The sequence below is a fragment of the Paraburkholderia phenoliruptrix genome, from assembly GCF_019511605.1.
In the GTDB taxonomy this organism is placed as follows: Bacteria; Pseudomonadota; Gammaproteobacteria; order Burkholderiales; family Burkholderiaceae; genus Paraburkholderia; species Paraburkholderia phenoliruptrix_A.
The window spans coordinates 207,487-224,415 of the sequence record NZ_JAEUAV010000001.1; the positions used below are offsets into that span (position 1 = coordinate 207,487).

General features: G+C 62.5%; 15 protein-coding genes. 8 read left to right on the plus strand and 7 right to left on the minus strand.

Features of this window, described 5'->3' with window-relative positions:
• Positions 1-126 precede the first annotated feature (126 nt).
• Complete coding sequence (gene pdeR, locus JNB89_RS00875) at positions 127-2,130, plus strand: cyclic di-GMP phosphodiesterase (protein WP_220360893.1); 2,004 nt, start codon at positions 127-129, stop codon at positions 2,128-2,130.
• 42 nt (positions 2,131-2,172) lie between these two features.
• Here pdeR and JNB89_RS00880 read toward each other — a convergent pair whose 3' ends face one another.
• Positions 2,173-3,060 carry a crotonase/enoyl-CoA hydratase family protein gene (locus tag JNB89_RS00880; RefSeq protein ID WP_013341275.1) on the minus strand — a complete coding sequence of 296 codons (888 nt, stop codon included), beginning with the start codon at positions 3,058-3,060 and terminating at the stop codon, positions 2,173-2,175.
• A 594-nt stretch (positions 3,061-3,654) separates the two neighbouring features.
• Between JNB89_RS00880 and JNB89_RS00885 the strand changes: the two genes are divergently transcribed.
• Together JNB89_RS00885 and JNB89_RS00890 are read left to right on the plus strand one after the other, a co-directional pair.
• A complete protein-coding gene (locus JNB89_RS00885) occupies positions 3,655-4,854 on the plus strand; it encodes a cytochrome P450 (protein WP_220360894.1) in 1,200 nt (399 codons plus the stop codon).
• Positions 4,855-5,055: 201 nt separating this feature from the next.
• Positions 5,056-5,505, plus strand: a complete 450-nt coding sequence (locus JNB89_RS00890; protein ID WP_135892027.1) for a universal stress protein — start codon at positions 5,056-5,058, stop codon at positions 5,503-5,505.
• A gap of 98 nt (positions 5,506-5,603) precedes the next feature.
• Here the strand turns inward: JNB89_RS00890 and JNB89_RS00895 are convergent, their stop codons facing one another.
• On the minus strand, positions 5,604-6,125 hold the full coding sequence (locus tag JNB89_RS00895; protein ID WP_220360895.1) for a DUF3455 domain-containing protein: 522 nt from the start codon (positions 6,123-6,125) through the stop codon (positions 5,604-5,606).
• Positions 6,126-6,174: 49 nt separating this feature from the next.
• Positions 6,175-6,765, minus strand: coding sequence for a superoxide dismutase (locus JNB89_RS00900; protein ID WP_220361252.1), 591 nt, complete (start codon positions 6,763-6,765; stop codon positions 6,175-6,177).
• 503 nt (positions 6,766-7,268) lie between these two features.
• On the opposite strand from JNB89_RS00900, the gene JNB89_RS00905 reads away from it, so the two are divergent.
• From JNB89_RS00905 to JNB89_RS00915, 3 genes are all read left to right on the plus strand, one after another.
• Positions 7,269-8,372, plus strand: coding sequence for a TIGR03118 family protein (locus tag JNB89_RS00905; RefSeq protein ID WP_220360896.1), 1,104 nt, complete (start codon positions 7,269-7,271; stop codon positions 8,370-8,372).
• 711 nt (positions 8,373-9,083) lie between these two features.
• Positions 9,084-11,882 (plus strand): ATP-binding protein, encoded by a 2,799-nt coding sequence (locus tag JNB89_RS00910; protein WP_220360897.1) that lies wholly within the window; start codon positions 9,084-9,086, stop codon positions 11,880-11,882.
• 312 nt (positions 11,883-12,194) lie between these two features.
• Positions 12,195-12,851 carry a response regulator transcription factor gene (locus JNB89_RS00915; protein ID WP_220360898.1) on the plus strand — a complete coding sequence of 219 codons (657 nt, stop codon included), beginning with the start codon at positions 12,195-12,197 and terminating at the stop codon, positions 12,849-12,851.
• Between the two features lie 174 nt (positions 12,852-13,025).
• Here JNB89_RS00915 and JNB89_RS00920 read toward each other — a convergent pair whose 3' ends face one another.
• Positions 13,026-13,412, minus strand: coding sequence for a response regulator transcription factor (locus JNB89_RS00920; RefSeq protein WP_220360899.1), 387 nt, complete (start codon positions 13,410-13,412; stop codon positions 13,026-13,028).
• 514 nt (positions 13,413-13,926) lie between these two features.
• Here JNB89_RS00920 and JNB89_RS00925 point away from each other — a divergent pair.
• Positions 13,927-14,424: a Dps family protein gene (locus tag JNB89_RS00925; RefSeq protein ID WP_220360900.1), complete on the plus strand. Its 498-nt coding sequence runs from the start codon at positions 13,927-13,929 to the stop codon at positions 14,422-14,424.
• An 88-nt stretch (positions 14,425-14,512) separates the two neighbouring features.
• On the plus strand, positions 14,513-14,857 hold the full coding sequence (locus JNB89_RS00930; protein ID WP_220360901.1) for a hypothetical protein: 345 nt from the start codon (positions 14,513-14,515) through the stop codon (positions 14,855-14,857).
• A gap of 360 nt (positions 14,858-15,217) precedes the next feature.
• Here JNB89_RS00930 and JNB89_RS00935 read toward each other — a convergent pair whose 3' ends face one another.
• From JNB89_RS00935 to JNB89_RS00945, 3 genes are read right to left on the minus strand one after another with little or no spacing between them, the layout of a single operon-like run.
• The gene (locus JNB89_RS00935; RefSeq protein ID WP_220360902.1) at positions 15,218-15,667 is read right to left on the minus strand and encodes a DUF3331 domain-containing protein; all 450 of its coding nucleotides are present in this window, start codon (positions 15,665-15,667) and stop codon (positions 15,218-15,220) included.
• 33 nt (positions 15,668-15,700) lie between these two features.
• On the minus strand, positions 15,701-15,910 hold the full coding sequence (locus tag JNB89_RS00940; RefSeq protein ID WP_220360903.1) for a hypothetical protein: 210 nt from the start codon (positions 15,908-15,910) through the stop codon (positions 15,701-15,703).
• Positions 15,897-16,877, minus strand: a complete 981-nt coding sequence (locus JNB89_RS00945) for a helix-turn-helix domain-containing protein (RefSeq protein ID WP_220360904.1) — start codon at positions 16,875-16,877, stop codon at positions 15,897-15,899. The genes JNB89_RS00940 and JNB89_RS00945 overlap by 14 nt, the downstream gene beginning before the upstream one ends.
• Between the last annotated feature and the right edge of the window lie 52 nt (positions 16,878-16,929).

The window sequence follows — 16,929 nt, forward strand, 5'->3', positions numbered from 1 at the left end:
GCGTCATTCACGTTTATGTCCCGAATTTCAGTGGCTTCGCTACAATGAGCCCGTCTTTAAGTATGATGAAGACTGTCTGCCGCTATCCGCCGTCAGGGCCGAAACGGCACACCGCCCGGGGATCCCATGAATGACGACCAACACGAGCAGGTGCTTTATGCGCAGTTCGGCACAAGCAGCCCTTGCTGGCGTCTGTCGAGCGACAGCAATGCGCTCGAACTGACGCCAGTCACGGGCGACGTGCCAGCCAACGTGGCCATTCCGCTGAATCCCCAGCAGGCAGCGCAGATCCGCTGCCTCACGGGTATCACGTCGCACCTGGTTCTCGACGTGCGAATGTTCGGCGAGCCGCTGCGGCTGCATCTGGTGGGCAGAAAGATCAACAGCAGCAACTGGGCCGGCACCGCCTCCGCTTATGACGACACCGAATCTGTCGCGCGCGATCTGATGCACGGTCTGTCGTTCGCGGAACAGGTGGTGTCCGAAGTCAATTCGGTCGTGGTGATCGTCGACCGGCACGGGCGTATCCAGCGCTTTAACCGGCTCGCAGAAGAACTCACCGGCGTGAAGGAAGAGAACATTGTCGGGCGCAATGTATGGGCGCTTTTCATGTCCTCCGAAGACGGCGCCGCGTCGAGCCAGAACATTACGGGCTTCTTCAATCGCGGCGTGTCGTATGAAGTGGAACGGCGCGTGAAAACGCTGCAGGGCGAACGGCTCTTTCTGTTTCGCAACAAGTTCGTGCAAAGCGGCAGCGGCGTGGACGAGCAATACCTGATCTGCTCGGGCACCGACATCACCGAGGAACGCCTCGCGCAGGAGCGTCTCACGCAGCTTGCGAACACGGATTCGCTTACCGGACTCGCCAATCGCAATGCGATTCAGGACAAGATCCGCAGCGCGATAGAAGAAGCCGCTACCGGCGAATCGGTCGGCGTGCTGTTTCTCGATCTGGACAACTTCAAGAAGGTCAACGACCACTACGGCCATGTGTTCGGCGACCGTCTGATTCGCGACGTGTCCGCGGCAATCGGCGCGTGCCTGAACGAAGGCGACACGCTCGCGCGGCTCGGCGGCGACGAGTTCATCGTGCTCGCGGCCAAGGGCACGGCGCAGGAACTGGAAGCCACCGCGCAGCGCATACTCGAGCGCATGCGTACGCCCTTCAGCCTCGGGCTTGTCGAGGTGTATACGGGCTGCTCGATCGGCATCGCGCGTTATCCGGAACACGGCGACAATCTCGAGTCGCTGATCCGCTCGGCCGATACCGCAATGTACGTCGCGAAAGACGCAGGCAAGCGCACGCACCGCGTGTTCTCGCCGGAAATGAACCGCAAGGTTGCCGAGTACATGTGGCTCGACACGAACCTGCGGCGCGGGCTCGAAGAAGGCCAGCTGACGCTGCACTATCAGCCGAAGCTGCTGCTTTCGACCGGCGCGGTGCAAGGCGTGGAAGCGCTGGTACGCTGGAATTCGCCGGAACGCGGGCAGATCATGCCGGCCGAGTTCATTCGTTATGCCGAAGAATCAGGTCTGATCGGCGTGCTCGGCCGCTGGGTCATGCAAACGGCCGCCAAACAGGCCGCCAAATGGAAAGCCGACGGTTACAACCTCCGTATTGCGATCAATGTGTCGGCGCGGCAACTGGTGGACACGGCCGTGGTCCGGCATTTCACCGAAGCGCTTGCCGAGGCGAGACTCGACCCCTGTCTTGTCGATGTGGAACTGACCGAGAGCTGTCTGATCGAGGACGAAGCCGCCGCAATCGACCTCATCAAGCAGTTTCGCCAGATCGGCGCGCAGGTGCATCTGGACGACTTCGGGACCGGCTATTCGTCGCTCTCGCAATTGGGCCGCATTCCGCTTGACGTAATCAAGCTCGATCGCAGTTTCGTGCGTTCCATCAACACCGACTCCAAAGCGCAAGCGCTGGTGCGCTCGATGGTCGTGGTCGCGCAGGAACTGGGTTTCAAGGTAGTCGCCGAAGGTATCGAAACGGAGTCCGAAGAGGCGTTCATGAAGGGGCTGGATGTCGAATACGTGCAGGGTTATCTGTACGCGCACCCTATGCCCGCCGCGGATTTCGAGCGCTGGCTGCAGGACCGGCAGAAGCTCAGGCTGATCGCCTGAGCTTGCGAGCGGCACCCCGCGCGCTGGCCGCGCCGGCATGATTCAGCCGAAATTGGCTGCGCTCGCAGCCGTCTGCCGCAGGTTGGAAGTGCGGCGGTTTTGCAGCATCACGAGCCGCTCCATAAAGGCGAGATCTTTCTCTTCTATCATGAAGGCGGCGTCCACCCAGTCCTCGGTAATCTCCATCAGTTCCGCGCGCGGCAGTTGCAGCACGCGCTGGCGTGCCCGCAGCATCGCGCGAATGCCGTTCATTTTCGGCTTGAGCGTGTCGATGAAAGTGCGGGTCGCCACATAGGCGTCGCCGGGCTCGAACAGTTGATCGACGAGACCCTTTTCTCTATGCCACTCCGCGGTATGCGATTCGCCCGCGCCGATCAGTTCCTCGGCGAGGCGCATGCCCGCCTTGCGTGCCACGAGCGAATAGCCGCCCATACCGGGAAACAGATTGAACGCGATCTCGGGAAAGCCCATCCGCGCGTCCGACTGAGCCAGCAGAAAATGATGCGCGAGCGCCGCCTCGAAGCCGCCGCCGAGCGCCGTGCCCTCCACCATCGCAATGGAAATCGCGCCGGTATCGAAGCCGCGCGCCGCTGCGTGCACGCAGTCGACGCAGGCGCGCGCGTAAGCCATGAGCGCCTGGCGCTTGCCGGAGCGGATTGCGTCGGCGAAGAAATTCAGGTCGCCGCCCACGTTGTAGATGTTCGGGATCAGCGAACCCGTCACCCAGAAGTCGATTGGCAGCCCCGACTCGCGCGCCGCCTGGGCGAGCCCGAGAATGTCGTGGACCAGATCGAGGTTGAAACAGGGACGCGGCTGCGCGCGCAGCATCATCCACATGACATTGCGGCCTTCTTCGTAATAGGCCGAGATTTGCGACAGATTGCCGGCTTCGAGGAACGGGCGGCAGGCGTGATGGTTTTGTAGATTCATTTGAGCGGTCCTTTAAGGTTAAACACTGACATTGCAATGCCAGCCTAAAACAGACCGGAATACGATGGGAGCGGGATAACCAACAGATCAATGCAACGAACCTACGAATCCTTGCAGAGCGGGCATCCCCGCAGCGCCTGTCAAGACGCGCACGTGCGCTACCGCGCAAACGCTTGCGCGAGGAAGATGCGCGAAATAGGACGAAATTGCGCGCCGTCGTCGCATAGGCAGGCTGAGCCGGCGAGAGAACATGCGCCTTGCAAATCTGAAAGAAAAACAATAAAGCCGGATTAGACGCTCTATCGCTTGAGGCTTTCCTCCAGTGTCTTCAGTTCGTTTCTGGCGAATATGACGAAGAGGTCTTTCATAAAACCGTAGTCATTTTGCATATCGGCAAACGCGAAGCGAGAGACTAGATGACGCCACAACAATCTGCCACGCAATAACCGTGGCGAGACGACTGTGTGGAGCAGCAAGTGTGGCCACCGCGATGGCAGGCGGATCGGATGGGATCGGAATAAAGCGGCTCGTCGGCTGTTCTCAGTTGCAACCGGCTTAACGGGCCGTCAATCGCATTCCCGGAACCCCTACAAGATGAATTTTGCCACCTTCTCGTCACCTGCTTTTTTCGCCGACCCTTATCCCCTCTATGAAAAGGTGCGCGAAGCAGGGCCGCTGCTCACCGCGGGCCCTTCCGCGCTCGTCACGGGCCGCTTTGAAATAATCGACGCGCTGCTGCGCGACCGGCGCATGGGCAAGAGCTATCTGCAAAGCGTGCGTGCACGTTATGGCGATGCCGCGACGCACTACCCGGTGTTCCAGGCGCTCAGCCGCACGTTCCTGATGATGAACCCGCCATCTCATACGAAGCTTCGCACGCTTCTTATGAAGGCCTTCAACGCAAGGCAAATCGAAAAGCTGAAAGATATTGTCGAGGCAACCAGCGGCGCCCTTCTCGACCGTATCGGTTCAAAGGCCGAATTCGATCTGGTGAGCGAATACGCGCTGCCGTTGCCGGTCGAGATTATCTGTCGTCTCCTCGCCATCCCGTCTTCGCACGGCACTGAACTGGGCGAAGCTGCGAGCCGTCTCGTGGCCGCGTTCGACCTCGCTCCGCTCGACGAAGCAGCGCTCGGCGCGGCAAATGAAGCAGCGCTCACACTGGAGCGGTACTTCCTCGATGTGGTCGAACAGCGGCGCGCGGATCCCGGCGACGACATCATCTCGTCGCTCGCGAGTGTGGAAGACGAAGGCACGAAACTGACCGACGACGAGATCGTCTCGAACGTAATCCTGCTGTTCATTGCCGGTCACGAGACCACGTCGAACATGATCGGCAATGCGATGGTCGCGTTATTCCGCCATCCGCCGCAACTGGAAATGCTCAAGCGCGATAGCACACTGGTTCCAAAGGCTGTCGCCGAATGCATGCGCTACGACGGCGCTGTGCAAATGGTGGTACGCACGGCCTTCGAAGAAGTGGTCGTGAAAGACGTCACGCTGCCAGCCGGAAGCATAGTTTTCATGCTGATCGGCGCGGCTAATCGCGACCCCTCGGTCTTTTCTCACCCGGATCGACTCGACTTTGCTCGCGGCGCCAACGTGCCCTCGCTCTCGTTTGGTGCCGGCATTCATCATTGTCTCGGCGCACGGCTCGCATTGCTCGAACTGGAAGTGGCGATAGGCAGTCTGCTCGCCCGCTTTCCGTACATGCAACCGACACAGCTGGACCAGTTGAGATGGCATGCGCGAAATAACCTGCGCGGCGTGCAGGAGCTTCGGATTCGCACTTAAGGTGCCGACGACTGTGCGATGCAATCACCTCTGTCCGCTCGCGATAGCCCGGTCAGTTATAACCCGCGCCGCCCACGTGTTGTGCAGGATGCACCGGCCACGCTGTAGGGCGAATCGCATTGTCGCGCGCAACAACGCATTGACCCTTTGCTTTGAACTACGGCCCCGTGTCGGCTACTTCTGCCTTGCCACCACCAGATCATGACGACCCTTTCGCATATGCTGCTCCTGTACGATGGAACGGCCGAATCGCAAGCTGCGCTCAGCCGCTGCAAGCAGCTCTCGCTCGCATTGAAGGCACATGTAGATGTCGTGTCGGTCGTCGATCCGGACAGTGCAAACGCGACGTGTGCAGGCATGCTCAGCGAGCTTGCTTACGCGTATCTTGAAGAGCTCGGTCGCCGCACGCTGTCCACCGCGGTAGACGAATTGATACAGCACGGGGTGACGGCGCATGGATATCTGTCAGTCGGGTGCAAGGCGGATGCCATTTTCCGCCACGCGGCCTCTTCGCCGCCGGATATCGTCGTGATTGGACACCGCTTGCAGAGGGGGCTCGCGCGCTGGTGGGGCGAGCGCCCCGTTCATGTCGATCTCGCCGATCGTCTGCGAGGTTCGACCATCGTGACGGTTACGCTGCCGGATGCATAAGGAGGCCGCAATCATCGCGAATGATTGAGGCCGTGATGCGCGAGTGAGCAGCGCGGCTACCTGAACGCCCACCGGCCGCGCGCTGAGAAGCGGCACCACTACTGATAGAACACGTAATCCGCGAGATACGGCGAACTGCCGACCTGTCCTTGAGTAGTGCATGCTCCCGCCGGCATCACGCCTCCAACGGTATGAATTCGCTGTACATACCGCACCGCCGACAGCACGCCGCTGCCCGCAGTGGAATGCGTCTGAAGCAACAGTTGCGGCACGCTCGCCTGGTTGTCGCTGGGGCGCTGGCTTAGCACACGTCCGACGATCCGGCTGCCGTCTTCCGCTTCCCACGACGGCCCCGCCGCATGACGGACCGCCGCATGACCGCTGCGGTCGAACAGTGTGGCTTGCGGACTCTGAAACACCCATCCGAGCCGATGCTGCGCATCGAACTCGCATGAATAGATCTGTATGCCCGAGGCGGTCAGCGTCATGATGGGTTGACCCTGCGGCGGATCGATCGACGCCGCCGCAGGAGCGGCCGGCGCGAGCGCGCAAGCGCCCAGTGCCAGGACGCTCACGGTAAGGGCGACCATGGCAGTTGACTGTAGGTATTTCGTCGACATTTTGGGCCTTGAATGAACGGTTAAGCACTCGCGAGGACCGCACGCACGGTCAAACGCGCTCCAGGTTAGCCGATGCGAACGCCCAGTTCAAATGATGCGAGACGGCCGCCACCAGATAGTCAGGACGCCGATTCTGATAGTCCAGATAGTACGCATGCTCCCACACGTCGACGGTAAGCAGCGGCGCAAGACCGCGCGTGAACGGCGTTTCTGCATTGCTCGTCTTGACTACCGCGAGTTCGCCGCGATCCACGACCAACCAGCCCCAGCCGCTGCCGAATTGCGACGCCGACGTGGCCACCAGCGCTTTTGAAAGCGCTTCGACAGAACCGAACTTGCGTTCTATCGCTGCCTGAAGCTTCGCGCTGGGCGCTGTCGCCGCAGACGCCGGGCTCAATGAGTTCCAGTAGAAGTTGTGATTCCACGCCTGCGCAGCGTTGTTGAATACGTCGGCAAGCGCGGGTTGATCGTGTGACTGCATGATGATCTGTTCAAGCGTGGCCTGCTCCAGCGGCGTGCCGGCCAGCAGTTTGTGCAGATTGTCAAAGTACGCACGGTGATGTTTGCCGTAGTGAATGCCAATCGTACGTGACGAAATGGTCGGCTCAAGAGCATCCTGTGCATAGGGCAACGGCGGCAGTGTCTGCGGAGAAGCCCCGAGATAGGCGGGAACGACAGAAAGCGTTGGCTTTTCAGCGCTTGCCGAGCGCGTGGACGATTCTTGCCGCGTGTCGCCGAAAGCAAAGCGCGAGAGACCGGCACCGATAGAAGCCAGCGACCCGGCTGCAATCAGACGGCGGCGAGAAATAAGTGAATTGAGCATGACAGTCACCGTAAGTGTGGAGAAAGCGCGGCTGCCGTCCGCTTTTCCGGTCGATCATGGCCGCCCACCCATAACAGCCGATACCGCACTGCTATTCCACCTCACGCTGAATGCAGCGAAAAACGCTCGAAAAATTTCGCACCGGCGCGACGGAATAATGTACGTCATCGCACGTTCTCGGTAGGGACGATTCAACGATTCGCGGCATTTGCCGTCGAATCGGCGGCCGCTGCCCGCCTGTCGTCGCATGCACAACCGCGTGGACCGTCCGGTGTGGACGACCAGGTTAGTACCAACCAAACCATTCATAGGAATCCAAAATGAAGCTGCATAGAGACGCAGTGCTTGCTGGACTACTCGGCCTCACCGCTGTCGCGCTCGCCGCTTGCGGCAGTAGCGACAACAGCGCCAATCAGACGCCGACGATCGCCCCGCAATTCAAGGCTACGACTCTCGTATCCGATGGCAGCGCCAACGCGGCCAATGTCGATCCGAACCTGAAGAACGGCTGGGGCATAGCGTTCAATCCCACTGGTGTAATGTGGGTGTCGGACAACAACACGAAAAAGTCGACGCTTTATGACGGCAACGGCGTGGTGCAGCCGCTGGTGGTGACGCTCCCGCCCAACGCCGCGGGCAAGGCGGCCGGGCCAACCGGCATTGTCTTTAACAAGACCACGGACTTCCAGATCAGCGCCAATGGTCAAGCCGTGTCCAACGCGGTGTTCTTGTGGGCAACCGACGCGGGTACGATCGCGGCATGGTCGCCGAAAGTCTTGCCGACACAGGCGGTCAATGCATTCGACGACGGTGCGGGCGGCGCCGTCTACAAGGGTCTCGCGATTGGTTCGAACGCCGGCGCCAATCTGCTGTTTGCAACGGACTTCCACAACCGCAAAGTGGACGTGTTCGACAAGTCGTTCAACAAGATCCAGCTTCCCGGCAAGTTCGTCGATCCAACTCTTCCCGCCGGCTTCTCGCCGTTCGGCATTGCGGCTATCGGCAACACCGTGTATGTGACCTACGCGCTGCTCGGTCCCGACGGCCGTACGCAAGTGAACGGTGCGGGCAATGGCGTAGTGGATGCCTTCGATACCGCGGGCAACTTCGTCAAGCGCATCGCGACGTCGGCTACGCTGAATTCGCCTTGGGGTGTCGTGATTGCGCCGGCGAACTTCGGTGCCGCGAGCAACCAACTGCTGGTGGGCAACTTCGGCGACGGCACGATCGACGCGTTCGATCCGGGCTCGGGCGAGTTCAAGGGCGCGCTCACCAATACCGACGGCACCACCTTCAAACAGCCGGGCATCTGGGGCCTTTCGTTCGGTAACAACGCTGCGAACCAGCCGCTCAATACGCTGTTCTTCGCAGCGGGCCCGACACCGACGAGCGGCGTGTATGGCCGCATCGACGTCAGGCCCTGAGGCAGCGTTTCGAGCTAAAGGCCGCTTGCAATGCTGGTGATGCCGGCGATTGCATCGGCGAATGTTGCGGAGCTTTCAGCGTCAACTGTTAGTTTGTGCCGCCGATGTCACGACACGAAGCCGACAGCCGGACCCGATGTGGGTCCGTGTTGTCGGCAGCTTCTAGGCACGCTGATTCAATTACACTCGGCAAACGATCCGGCATGGGCGCGATGGGCAAGATGCCCCGCCGCACGGTCCTCCAAGGACGAGCCCACAGCATTGAAAACCGTTCTGAACCGCACTGAGAATCGTGGGCCGATTGGTTTGCGCAGGTCTCATGCACCATTCACCGCAATGGCTACGACCATCTGCCCACCTGCCACATAAATGTCGAGAGGGGCACGGGCACGGGTGCCGCGCGACACGCGGACAGCACCATGCAGCCACCACTCCTCATCCTTGAAGGTTTTCGGTCAGTTTGCGGACGGGTAAACTACCGCCGCTAGCACCGTTCCAAATGCGCGGCCGCGATCGCACGAAACGAGGCGCACGGCTCGGGCCGATCAACACTGGTGCCACGAACTGCCTGTCGTCGTTCTTACCCAATAACGGTACGATGAGCCGTTCACCGGGCTGAGCAGTGCCTTCTCTCAAACCTGGCACGGCGTGCCAGAAGCGATTGGCCGACGTCCGGCGACACCTGTCCGACACCTCTCCGATAGTTGTGCGATGACCAACCCGACTGACAATGCATCCGTACCGTCGATGAACGAGTGCACGGAAATAGAGCAATTAATGCCTCCCGTGCTGCAAGGCAGGGAGCACGACGTTGCGCTGATCAATCATCTGATCGACCGGATCGACGAGAGCAGCGCAACGCTCGTCATCAGCGGCGAGCCCGGCATCGGCAAATCCGCTCTTCTCGAAGTCGCCAAACATCGGGCGGCCGAGCGAGGCATTGCAGTACTGACGATGACCGGCGTTCGAGCCGAAGTCCATTTGCCGTTCGCGGCGCTCGAACTCGCGCTGCGCCCGCTTATGAAGCGCGCCGCGAGTCTCGTGCCGCGCCAGCGGTCCGCCTTGCTCACGGCGTTCGGTGTTTGCGACGACGCTGGGCCACCGGACATCTTTCTGGTGGCTCTCGCAACGCTGACGTTACTCACCGCAACCAGCGAGGCGGTGCTGCTCGTCGCGGACGACGCACAGTGGCTCGATCAGGAAACCTACGACGTGCTGGCGTTCGTCTCGCGCAGGTTGGGTGCGGACTCTGCCGTTCTGCTTGTCGCCATGCGCGACGACTTCAACCGCTCCTTCGGGGACACGTCCGCCTTGCGGCTGCGGCTTTCAGGACTCGATGACGCTGATGCGGGGCGTCTGCTGGACAGCCGCGCCCCGAACCTGCCCGCCGACATACGCAGCCGTTTTCTCAAAGAGGCAGCGGGCAATCCACTGGCGCTGCTGGAACTGCCGCGTGGCGAGCGCGCCGCGCAGGCGCCGGACGCGCCGTGGCTGCCGCTGACAGAGCGGCTGGAGCGCGCTTTCTCGAGCCGTTTGTCGGATCTCCCGGGTGCGACTCGAACGCTGCTGTTCGTGGCGGCGGAAAACGACGGCACGTCGCTGCACGAAATCCTCTCGGCCGGCGAAGCGGTGCTCGGCGAACGGTCGAGCCTGGATGCCTTGTCGCCCGCCATTGCCGCCGGGCTGATCCAGATCGACGGGACAGAGGTGCGCTTCCGGCACCCGCTCGTGCGCTCCGCCATGCATCAGGCGGCGGACCCGGCCACCCGGCAGAAAATTCACGCGGCGCTCGCGGCGATCATTCAGGACCAGCTCGATCGTCGGCTGTGGCATCGCGCGGCAGCTACCATCGGCACCGACGACGCACTCGCCGACGACTACGACCGCATGGCGGCGCGCGCACTGCGTCGAGGCGCCGTGGCCATGGCCATCGAGGTGCTGGAAAGGGCGGCGCGCTTGAGCAGCACGGCAAGCGGGCGGACCGACCGGCTCTTGCGCGCAGCGGAACTGGCGGCCGACCTGGGCCAACCTGAGCTGCTTGAGCGTCTGCTGCGTCAGGCCCACGTAAACGAGTGCGATCAGCTTGCGTCGGCGCGAGTGGGCTGGTGCCGCGAGATCATCCAGCCTCCCGCCATCAGCAATCCCGCGAAGATTCCCGCGCTCATCCACTTCGCGGCTCAGGCGGACGCGGCCGGTGCGAAAGATCTGGCCAGCAATCTCATGTGGCGCGCCGCCCAACGCTGCTGGTGGAGCAGCGCAAACGAAGAACTACGCACGCGGCTGCTGACCGCCGCAAACCGGCTCGGTCTGCCGCAGACCGACCCGCGCCTCATCGCCATATCGGCTTACGTCGAGCCGCTTCGTCTGGGCGGCGATCTCCACGCGCGGCTGCAACAGCTTTCCGAAGCGCGGCACGGCGATCCTGCCGTCGCGCGTATCCTGGGCAGCACGGCCAATGTCATCGGTGCCTTCGACCTTGGTGTCGGCTTTCTTTCGGAATCAAGCGCCGCGCTGCGGGAACAGGGGCGGCTCAGCGACCTCGCGCGCGTGCTGTTCGCGCAGGCGTGGGCCGAGGTGGAAGTCGGCCGCTGGACAAGCGCGATGAGAGAGGCCGAAGAAGCCCTCCGCTTCGCCGAGGAGACGGGCGGCACGCCGTGGATCGCCGCAGCCACCATTGTGAAAGCGCGGCTGGCCGGCATGCAGGGCGACATCGAGCAATCGGAGGCCTTCGCGGCACAGGCCGAACGCCTCGCGCTCTCCATCGGCGCCAGCTTTCTGCTCGCCATGTTGCAGGTAGCGCGCGGCATATCGGCTATTGGCGCGGGCCGGCATTGGGAGGCGTACGAACATCTGCGGCGCGTTTTTACGCCTTCGGATCCAGCCTTCAATGCTGGTCTTCAGTTTTTTGGACTCGCGGATTACGTGGAAGCCGGCGTGTTATCGGGCAACGCGGAGGCCGTGCGTGGCGTGATCGAAGAAGCCGGACGTATCGCGGCGCCGAAGCCCGTGCCGTGGGTCGAAACCATGCTGAATTACGGCAAGGCGCTGCTCGCGGCGCCTGCCGAAGCCGAGCGCTTTTTTCTGCAAGGCCTCGGGCCATGCGCCAAAAACTGGCCTTTCCTGCGAGCGCGGCTACTGCTCGCTTACGGCGAATGGCTGCGCCGGCAGCGCAGATCGGCGAACGCAAGAGCGCCCTTGAGAGAAGCGCGCGATATTTTCGATGCACTCGGGGCGACGCCTTGGGGCAACCGTGCACGGGAGGAGCTGCGCGCCTCGGGCGAAGCAAGCCGACGGCGCACGGAGCGCGCGTGGCAAACGCTCACGCCACAAGAACTTCACATCGCGCAACTCGCGGCCGAAGGGCTGTCGAACAAGGAGATCGGCGTCAGGCTCTACCTCTCTCACCGCACCGTGGGCTATCACCTGCGTCACATTTTTGCGAAAACCGGCATCACGTCACGGTCTTCGCTGGGTTCCATTGTGGCCAAACCCGAGGACCCGGCTGCTTGAGCGCCCGCAGGTCGTCAGACTGGTCATTTGACAGAAGCGCGCGGCGGCTTCACCGAGCACACTAGGTCGCTCCAATCCCGGGACTATGACCATGAAGCTCGTGTTCTCGCTCGCAATTCTGCCGCTCGGAGCAGCCCTGATGACGCAAACCGCCTCAGCCACGAGCCGCGCAACCGGTCGCGCGCGCAAACTCGCCACCGAGTTGCGCGCCGACTCTGGCCGTCACGCCATTCTTTCGGTGCGCAGAGCGGCCAAGTCGAGCGTGCCGGCCGCAAGCGCCGTTCGTTTCGGGCGGGATGGACGATACGGGTTATGACCGCAGTGACAGGCGGCGCAAACGAGCCGACCGTCTTCGTGATAGATGACGACAGCGCGATGCGCCAGGCCCTCCATTCGTTGCTGGACTCGGTGGGCTTGAACGTCAGGCTGTTTGCCTCGGCACAGGCGTTTCTCGCGCTCGATTTACCTGACGTACCCAGTTGCGTGGTGCTCGACGTCAGGCTCAAAGGGCAAAGCGGACTTGCGGTGCAAAGGCACATTGCGCACACGCTGCACATTCCCGTGATCTTGATAACCGCGCATGGCGACATTGCCATGTCGGTGCAGGCCATGAAGGCCGGAGCGACCGATTTCTTTGCGAAGCCGTTCCGGGCTCAGGACATGATCGATGCGATTGGCCACGCGCTGGAGGCCGACCGCAAGCGGCGCGCAGCGGAGCGCTCCACGGCCGTGTTGCGCGCCTGCTATGAGCTGTTGACACCGCGCGAGCGCGCCGTCATGACGAGAGTTGTGAACGGTATGCTGAACAAGCAGATCGCTGCTGAACTGAATCTCAGCGAGATCACGGTGAAACTGCACCGCGCCCAGGCGATGAAGAAGATGGAGTCGCCGTCGCTCGCGGATCTCGTGCTGAAGGCCGACGCATTGGGCCTCGTCGATCGCGAGAACCGGCTAACGGGCAACGTCTGAATGCGCGACTGAATGCGCGATTGAGCACGCAGCGGGAAAATTTAACTATTGCAACCCAACCGCATTCGGCGAGGTCCTGCACTCAAGCCAGAGTTTGCCTGGGCCCAGCTTCCGCGTCATCGCCATCCCGCTACATACCTCCTCAGGAAACAGAAAAGCGGCATCTCCGCGCGTTCAACGCCACGAATTAGTGCGCCCCGCTTTCACCGTTTCCAGATGACGCGAAAGCTCGACCGCGTCGACAGGCTTGCTCAGCACACAGAGCGCGCCGGTCTCGAGCGCCTGTCGGCAAACCAGATCCGACGCGAACGCCGAAATGAAAACGACAGGCAGCCTGACGCCGCTCTCAAGAAGACGCCAATACATCTGCAGCCCGGAAATGCCGGGCATCTGCACGTCGGAGATGATGCAGGTCACGTCATGTATTTCGTCGCTTGCGAAGAACTGCTCCGCGGATGCATAGAGCCTTGCCCCCCAGCCAAGCGAGCGAACGAGGCTCGACGTTGCGATACGCACGGACTCGTCATCGTCGACAATCGAAACTATCGGATTCATGTGCAAAACGACGGGTCCTCGTCCGAATTGACGCTGACAGCGGGCGGGACTGCCTGCTGCGTCGAACCGATCTTAATGAAGACGCCCCGCCGCGAAAACCATATGTACGTATAGGGGCGTATCGCGGCATTGGTCCGCCAGCCGTCGTGCAAATCGGCTGCACGGCGGGCGAATTCGAAAGCCCCGGGGCACGCGAACGCTCAACATCGGGTCATGAACGTGTCATTTGCCCTTTACCAGGCGCCCCGCGCCGTTGGCGCCTTATCACGCAGCGATGTCTGCGCGACGAGAATGATCATCAGAAACCACGAAAGCTGGCTTCGCATGCTCTTCGTCAGCAAGGGCTCAGTACTTCGCTCGATCGTTGCGCAGCTTGAACTGCATGCGGTGGCGGGCGGATGCGAGCGCCCTGATTGTCCACCTGATCGTCGACCTAATCGTCTACCTGATTGCAGCCACGCCGTTTGCCGAGCCGCCGCCCGCGGTCCCGTCATTCACCCCATCGAAAAGGAGTCTCACCATGTCAAACGTCAGTCACACCACCGCCGCACACACCTCGTATGGCTTCGACGAGCGCGCCATCGGCGCAATCTCCGACGCGCTGAACCCGCTGTTAGCCGACGTGTTTGCGCTCTACCTGAAAACGAAGAACTTCCACTGGCACATGCTGGGCGCGCATTTCCGCGACTACCACCTGATGCTCGATGAGCAAGGCGCGCAAATCTTCGCGATTGCCGACGACATCGCGGAGCGCGTGCGCAAGATTGGCGGCACGACGCTGCGTTCCATCGGCGACGTGGCGCGACGTCAGCGCATCGCGGACAACGATGCAAGCGGACTGCGCGCCCAAGCGATGCTCAACGAACTGCGCGAAGACAACCTGCAACTGGCCGCGTTCATGCTGGATGCACACGAGGTGTGCGAGAGCCATCGTGATGTCGCCACGGCAAGCCTGCTCGAAAACTGGATAGACGAAGCGCAGCGGCGTGCCTGGTTTCTCGCCGAAGCGTGCCGCTAACGCAAGCGGGCAACTCTTGAGCCGTCATCCCGCGCCGGTTTGCGTCGGTTGCTTCCGGCGCGCGGTTCCTTTCGCACGGAGTGTTGTCATGAAGCCCATCGCATTGAGATCCGTGAAGCCTCTGCGCCTCGTCGCGCTGACCGTCGTGGCCGCGGCGGTAACGCACGTCATCGGGTTGCCGGCGTTTATCGACGCAGTCCGCGGTGTCGGCACCGACATGCAAATGCCGCTGGAGCGCATGGCAACCGATGCGCCGGACGCGTCCGAACCGTCAACGCGTGGAGCGCCGCGCGTTGAGACACCCGCGCCCGCGACGAGTGCAACGCAACTGACGAGTTCGAAAGACGCGCTGCGACCGCGCGCGGCACATCGCACATCGCCTTTAGCGCCGGGCTACCGGCACTCGGTCAGCGACTCGAAGTACTGGACCTGAGTGAACGCAGGTTGCCCCCACGCCGAGTGCCAGTGCACCCACCGCGACGTGCGGATCTGACGCGCACGGGGCCGGGGCTCAGTGACGTCGAACGCGGATCGGAAAGAACAGGACGAGGAGCCGAGCTGGCCCGCGAGTGTGCCGCACGCCTCGTCACGACAGCACGTTGGACCGCGATGTGCTGATTGAATGAAACGCCGCCTTCGCGTTGTCAGCAAGCATCTGGATGCGCACCACCAAATGTCGTCGACGCAATCAGCGTCGTGACAAAGTCGTACGTTGCCCGGTGTCGCGTACCTGGCGACGAAGACGGTGGGCGCGGCGCAAGCCGGCGAGTGATGCGCTGCGCGCGATCAACCTTCAGTCTGCTTCCACTTCGCGCAGCACCGACGCAAGAATCATTGCGCCGTCGTTGAGCGGCCTGGGTCGGCTGCGCCGCGGCTGGTAGACGAGGTCGCCACGCCGGATCGCGCGCCCGCTCATGGCGCAGATGCCGCTGCTGCGTGCGCGGGCGGCCAGCCACAACTGGTCGCCGTACGAGCAGTGCGTGGAATCGCGCCATGCGATGGTCACGGAGGTCGAAGTGGGACGATCCAATACGCTGAGCGAGAACGAGCGGCGCATCGCATTGCCCGGCTGCGCACGCACGGGTGACGCCTCTGCCGATGCGCTTGCTGAAATCGCCATGCGAGCGACCTGCGTCTGGCGCTCGCGTGCCGCAGGCCGCACATCGCCGCCGCACAGTTGGGAAAGCAGAGCAAGTGTCTGCGTCCACGGGTCCACCGGGGTCATGTTCGTCGCAAAGTCCATTGCTGTCCTCGTTGTGTCGATAGATTGGATCGTTCAGACGCGCGGCGCGGCGAACGTGTCGTCGCTCCCGGTGCGCGTCGCCCGGTTGGCGTCGTGTGCGCGCAAGCCACAGCACGACATGCGGATATCCTCAGACGGTCCGGCCGCCGGCCACGCAAGCTTCGCCGGCAAAACGCTACCGGCTGCCCGCAGAAAGGCCTCGCTGATCGCGAGGAACGTGGGAATCTGATCATCGATTGACATGGGCCTTCATCCTCCAGCAGGAAGGGGTTTCGCCGACAAAGCGTTTGAACACAGCCGTGAAGTGCGCCTGCGAGCGAAAGCCGCAATTGAGCGCGACGTCGAGTACTCCGTGGCGCGTATCGAGTAACAACTGCTGCGCGTGCTCGATACGCCGCCGCATCAGATATTCGTGCGGCCGCAGTCCGGTTGCGCGGCGAAACTGGGCCGCGAAGTGCATGCGCGTGAGGCCGGCGCTCTGCGCCATGTCGGCGAGGCCGATGGCATCAGCCAGGTGTGCGTCGATGTATTCGACCGTGCGACGCATGCGCCACGGAGGTAGAGCGGCTGCGCTGCGAGTGTCGCGTTCGTCGCGTTCGTCGGGTGCGAAGCGCCGCGCGACGATGCGCGATACGATCGCAAGGCTCACGCTGTCGGCGAATACCTTGCCGAGCGTGGCGTCCTGCGTATGCGACACGGCAAGCGCCTGGCCGAGCCGTTCGAGTGCGGGGTCGCAGACGAGGCGCGGGTCGTCGATCACGATATCGCCTGCATACGGATGGCCGAATAGGTCTTCGTAGCACTCGGCAAACACCGCTTGCGACGCGAACAGATGCAGCACGTCGCTCGGCGCGTCGAATACCGCGCGGCACGCCACGCCGGGCGCCGTGATCTGCGCAGCGCCGGCCGTCACGCGCCCTTGCACGAGCGTGCGCCCGGCATGCGAGAACGTCAGCGTGGTGCACTTGAGATTGATGCCGATGCAATGCCAGCGCGAGCAGCCGTGATTGACCAGTTCGAGCGGTTGCGCCGCATTGCGGGTCCAGCGCGACAGCGCGATGTCGGCGTCGGCGTCACGGGCGGCCGCGCCGGGATCGCGCCACACGCGCTCGGCACTGATCGGACTGGACACCGGCCGGGAGCCGGCAAGTGCCACGGCATCGGCAGCCGCGGCGGCGGGTTCGGAAAGCTTCGGTGACGAGAGATTCATGACTGGCTACCTGGAGTCGTGAAGCGTTGCGCGCGGGGCCTGCAGCGCGGTG

What these genes read in the sequence shown, in the direction of transcription:
- pdeR (WP_220360893.1), top strand. Translation starts at nt 127, where the DNA reads ATGAATGACGACCAACACGAGCAGGTGCTTTATGCGCAGTTCGGCACA.
- JNB89_RS00880 (WP_013341275.1), bottom strand. Translation starts at nt 3,060, where the DNA reads ATGAATCTACAAAACCATCACGCCTGCCGCCCGTTCCTCGAAGCCGGC.
- JNB89_RS00885 (WP_220360894.1), top strand. Translation starts at nt 3,655, where the DNA reads ATGAATTTTGCCACCTTCTCGTCACCTGCTTTTTTCGCCGACCCTTAT.
- JNB89_RS00890 (WP_135892027.1), top strand. Translation starts at nt 5,056, where the DNA reads ATGACGACCCTTTCGCATATGCTGCTCCTGTACGATGGAACGGCCGAA.
- JNB89_RS00895 (WP_220360895.1), bottom strand. Translation starts at nt 6,125, where the DNA reads ATGTCGACGAAATACCTACAGTCAACTGCCATGGTCGCCCTTACCGTG.
- JNB89_RS00905 (WP_220360896.1), top strand. Translation starts at nt 7,269, where the DNA reads ATGAAGCTGCATAGAGACGCAGTGCTTGCTGGACTACTCGGCCTCACC.
- JNB89_RS00910 (WP_220360897.1), top strand. Translation starts at nt 9,084, where the DNA reads ATGACCAACCCGACTGACAATGCATCCGTACCGTCGATGAACGAGTGC.
- JNB89_RS00915 (WP_220360898.1), top strand. Translation starts at nt 12,195, where the DNA reads ATGACCGCAGTGACAGGCGGCGCAAACGAGCCGACCGTCTTCGTGATA.
- JNB89_RS00925 (WP_220360900.1), top strand. Translation starts at nt 13,927, where the DNA reads ATGTCAAACGTCAGTCACACCACCGCCGCACACACCTCGTATGGCTTC.
- JNB89_RS00930 (WP_220360901.1), top strand. Translation starts at nt 14,513, where the DNA reads ATGAAGCCCATCGCATTGAGATCCGTGAAGCCTCTGCGCCTCGTCGCG.
- JNB89_RS00935 (WP_220360902.1), bottom strand. Translation starts at nt 15,667, where the DNA reads ATGGACTTTGCGACGAACATGACCCCGGTGGACCCGTGGACGCAGACA.
- JNB89_RS00940 (WP_220360903.1), bottom strand. Translation starts at nt 15,910, where the DNA reads ATGTCAATCGATGATCAGATTCCCACGTTCCTCGCGATCAGCGAGGCC.
- JNB89_RS00945 (WP_220360904.1), bottom strand. Translation starts at nt 16,877, where the DNA reads ATGAATCTCTCGTCACCGAAGCTTTCCGAACCCGCCGCCGCGGCTGCC.